2 protein-coding genes and 1 pseudogene are annotated in these 4,189 nt (G+C 64.1%); all 3 read left to right on the top strand.

Annotated elements, in window-relative coordinates; all coding sequences use genetic code 11:
- Window positions 1-2,828: pseudogene (locus EN991_RS25685) on the top strand (efflux RND transporter permease subunit); the annotation flags it as partial.
- A gap of 79 nt (window positions 2,829-2,907) precedes the next feature.
- Complete coding sequence (gene nthA / locus EN991_RS25680) at window positions 2,908-3,531, top strand: nitrile hydratase subunit alpha (RefSeq protein WP_127369810.1); 624 nt, start codon at window positions 2,908-2,910, stop codon at window positions 3,529-3,531.
- Window positions 3,528-4,187, top strand: a complete 660-nt coding sequence (nthB, locus tag EN991_RS25675; protein WP_027160578.1) for a nitrile hydratase subunit beta — start codon at window positions 3,528-3,530, stop codon at window positions 4,185-4,187. The genes nthA and nthB overlap by 4 nt, the downstream gene beginning before the upstream one ends.
- Window positions 4,188-4,189: the final 2 nt, after the last annotated feature.

The following is a 4,189-nucleotide window of genomic DNA, read 5'->3' as shown; positions in this document are numbered from 1 at the left end:
CGCGCACGCAGAAATCATTGCCGTCGCAGATGACGGCGCCGCCGAGCTATCGCAAGGTCAATCCGGCCGACGCGCCGATCCTTTTGATGTCGCTGGTCAGCGACACGGTTCCGCTGACCGACCTCGATGCGTTCGCGGAAAACGTCATCTCGCCGTCGCTGTCGACCATCGACGGCGTGGCGCAGGTCTCGATCTTCGGCCAGCAGAAATACGCGGTGCGCATCCAGATCGACCCGACCGCGCTTGCCGCACGCGGCATCTCGATCGATCAGCTGCAGGCGGCGGTTGCCTCGGCCAACAGCAACACGCCGCTCGGCGTGCTCCAGAACGACAAGCAGCAGCTCACCATCACCGCCAACACGCAGCTGACCGACGCCGCCGGTTTCTCCAACATCATCATCGCCACCAAAAACGGTCACCCGGTACGGCTGGGCGAGGTGACCCGCGTGGTCGATTCGGTGCAGACGACCACGACGGCGAGTTGGTACGATGGCACCCGCGCGATCATCATGGCCGTGCAGCGTCAACCCGACGCCAACACTGTCGACGTCGTCGACAAGGTCAAGGCGATGCTGCCGTCCTTCAAGGACCAGATGCCGGCCGCCGCCGACATCAAGCTGCTTAACGACCGCTCCAGTTCGATCCGGCAGGCGGTCAGCGACGTGCAGTTCACGCTGCTGCTCACCATTGCCCTGGTCATCATGGTGATCTTCGTGTTCCTGCGCCGGGTGACGGCGACAATCATCCCGGCCGTGGCGGTGCCGATCTCGCTGATCGCCACGCTCGGCGCGATGTTCCTGTTCGGCTTTTCCATCGACAACATCTCGCTGATGGGCCTGACGCTGGCGGTCGGCCTCGTCGTCGACGACGCCATCGTGATGCTTTAAAACATCTTCCGCCACATGGAGGAGGACGGGCTGTCGGCCTTCGACGCCTCGCTGAAGGGCGCGCGCGAAATCGGCTTCACCATCATCTCGATCTCGATCTCGCTGGTGGCGGTTTTCATCCCCGTGCTGCTGATGGGCGGCGTCATCGGGCGCATCTTCAACGAGTTCGCCGTGGTGGTGACGGTCGCCATCCTGGCGTCGATGTTCGTGTCGCTGACGCTGACGCCGATGCTGTGCTCGCGGCTGCTGTCGGTGACCAAAGCCGACCGCGACAAGCATGGCCCCGGTCACAAGCAGGACCTCGTCACGCGCGGCTACGACAGGGTCTTGAGCTTCTGCCTGCGGCACACCTTCCTGGTGTTCCTCGTCTTCGTCGGCACCGCGGCAGCGTCGGTGTGGCTGATCCAGATCTCGCCGAAGGGTTTCTTCCCGCAGGAGGACATCGGCCAGATATCGGTGACCACCATCGCCCGCCAGGACATCTCGTTCGACGCCATGTCCAGGCTGCAAGGGCAGGTCGCCAGCGTCTTCTCGCATTCGCCCTATGTCGACCATGTGGCGTGGTCGGCGGGCAGCGGCAACAACGCGCTCAACCAGGGGCAGCTTTTCGTCCAGCTCAAGGGCAAGGACCAGCGTCCCGATATAGAGAAGGTGCTTGCGGATCTGCGCAAGCAACTGGCCGGCGTTGCTGGCATCGAGACCTACATGCAGCCGGTGCAGAATTTGAGGCTGGGCTCGCGGTCGTCCGCAAGCGCCTACCAGCTCGTGGTTCAGGGCCTTGATACCGGCCTCACCGATATTTGGGCGCAGAAACTGAACGACGCGATGGCGGCCGACCATGCGAACTTCACCGACGTCACCAGCGACCTGCAGAACAATGCGCTGCAGGCGACGCTGGTGGTGGATCGCGACAAGGCCGCCCAACTCGGTATCGATACCGACACGTTGCGCTCCGCCCTCTATGGCGGGTTCGGCACCGACCAGGTTTCGACCATCTTCGGTTCGGCCGACAGCTATGAAGTCATCACCGAGCTCGATCCCAAGATCGAGTGGTCGCCCGAGCGGATGCTGGCCATCCAGATGAGGACGGCGAGCGGCAGTCTTGTTCCGCTCGGCGCCTTCGCCCGCGTCGATCGCACGGCCGGCGCCCTGACCGTCAACCAGCTCGGCCAGCTTCCAGCCGTGACCATCTCCTACAATCTGCCGCAGGGCGTGGCGCTGGGCGACAGCGTGACACGCATCAATGCGCTGAAAGAGCAGATCGGCATGCCGACGGTGATCTCGACGACCTTTGCCGGCACGGCCAAGACCTTCCAGGATTCGCTGGCCAACCAGGGTTTTCTGATCGGCGGCGCAATCCTGACCATCTACATCGTGCTCGGCATCCTCTACGAAAGCTTCATCCACCCGCTGACCATCCTCACCGGCCTGCCGTCGGCCGTGCTGGGAGCGGTCGTTGCGCTGCGCTTCGCCGGCATGGATCTGTCGGTCATCGCGGTGATCGGCATCCTGATGCTGATCGGCATCGTCAAGAAGAACGGCATCATGATGGTCGATGTCGCGCTCGAACTGCGACGAGAAGGCATGTCGGCGACCGAGTCGATCCACAAGGCTTGCCTGATGCGCTTCAGGCCGATCATGATGACGACGCTGGCGGCACTCATGGGCACGTTCCCGATTGCGCTCGGCACCGGCGCCAGCGCCGAACTGCGCCAGCCGCTGGGCGTTGCCGTTGTCGGCGGCCTGCTTGCCTCGCAGGCACTGACCCTGTTCGTGACGCCGGTCATCTATGTCTACATGGAGAATTTCTCGGGCTGGCTGGTGGGGCTTTGGTCGAAGCGCAAGGGCGAGCCGGGCTCGGTCGAAGCGGGGGATCAGCCCTCGCTGTTCAAGCCCAGGGAAGACATGCTGCCCGAGCCGCAGCGGGCGGCCGCCGAATAGGGGGTAGAGCTGGCGCCATGGTCCGCTGGCCCAAGCCCTCATGCTTGCAGCGGCATCACTGCAAACGTAGTTTGTAGCCATGTCACACGATCATGATCACGACAACGAACTCGATCCGTTTGCCGCCCGCGTGCGTGCGCTGGAGACGATCCTCGCCCAGAAGGGTCTGATCGATCCGGCCGCGATCGACGTCATCGTCGACACCTACGAGACGAAGATCGGGCCGCGCAACGGCGCCAGGGTGGTGGCGAAAGCCTGGCGCGATCCAGCCTATGCCGACTGGCTGAAGCGCGATGCGACGGCGGCGATCGGCTCGCTAAGCTATACCGGCCGCCAGGGCGAGCACATGCAGGCGGTGTTCAACACGCAGGACACCCATAATCTCGTCGTCTGCACACTGTGCTCCTGCTATCCGTGGTCGGTGCTTGGCCTGCCGCCGGTCTGGTACAAGGCGCCGCCCTATCGTTCGCGCGCGGTGATCGATCCGCGCGGCGTGCTGGAGGAGTTCGGGCTGACGCTGCCGGCGGACAAGAAAATCCGCGTCTGGGATTCCACTGCCGAGCTGCGCTATCTCGTCGTGCCGATGCGGCCCGAGGGTACCAAGGGCTGGAGCGAGGAGCGGCTGGCGGAGCTGGTCAGCCGCGATGCGATGATCGGCACCGGCCTGGCCCAAAGACCTGGAATAGAGGGGCAGCCGGCATGAACGGGCCGCAAGATCTCGGCGGACAGATGGGGTTCGGCCCGGTCGCGCCGGAAAAGGACGAACCTTACTTCCATGCCGCCTGGGAAAGGCGGGCGCTCGGCGTGACGCTGACTGCCGGCGCCATGGGCGCGTGGAACATCGACGAGAGCCGGCATGCACGGGAATCGCTGCATCCGGCTGTCTACTATTCATCGAGCTACTACGAGATATGGATCAAGGCGCTGGAGGTGCTGTTAAAGCGCCATGGCTTCGTCAGCCAGCGCGATCTCGAAGCGGGCAAGGCAGTCGATCCAGCAGCGACTCCCAAGAGGGTGCTGAAGGCGGAAAACGTGCCCGCGGTGTTGGCCAAGGGCAGCCCTTGCGACCGGCCGGTGGCGCAAGCGGCGCGGTTCAAGGCGGGCGACGCCGTGCGGACCAAAAACTTCAACCCGACCGGCCACACGCGGCTGCCGCGCTACGCACGCGGCAAGCACGGCGTGATCGAGGCGGTGCACGACGGTTTTGTTTTTCCCGACAGCAACGCGCATGGACACGGCGAAAATCCGCAATGGGTGTACACCGTGGTTTTCGAAGGATCGGAGATCTGGGGCGAGGGCGCCGACCCGACGCTTGTTGTGTCGATCGACGCCTGGGAGAGCTATCTTGAGCCGGCGTGATG

It is taken from the genome of Mesorhizobium sp. M7A.F.Ca.US.005.03.2.1, from assembly GCF_003997795.1.
In the GTDB taxonomy this organism is placed as follows: Bacteria; Pseudomonadota; Alphaproteobacteria; order Rhizobiales; family Rhizobiaceae; genus Mesorhizobium; species Mesorhizobium ciceri.
This window is presented reverse-complemented; position numbering and strand designations above follow the sequence as displayed.

Coding starts and splice junctions, on each gene's coding strand:
- nthA (WP_127369810.1), top strand. CDS start 2,908: ATGTCACACGATCATGATCACGACAACGAACTCGATCCGTTTGCCGCC.
- nthB (WP_027160578.1), top strand. CDS start 3,528: ATGAACGGGCCGCAAGATCTCGGCGGACAGATGGGGTTCGGCCCGGTC.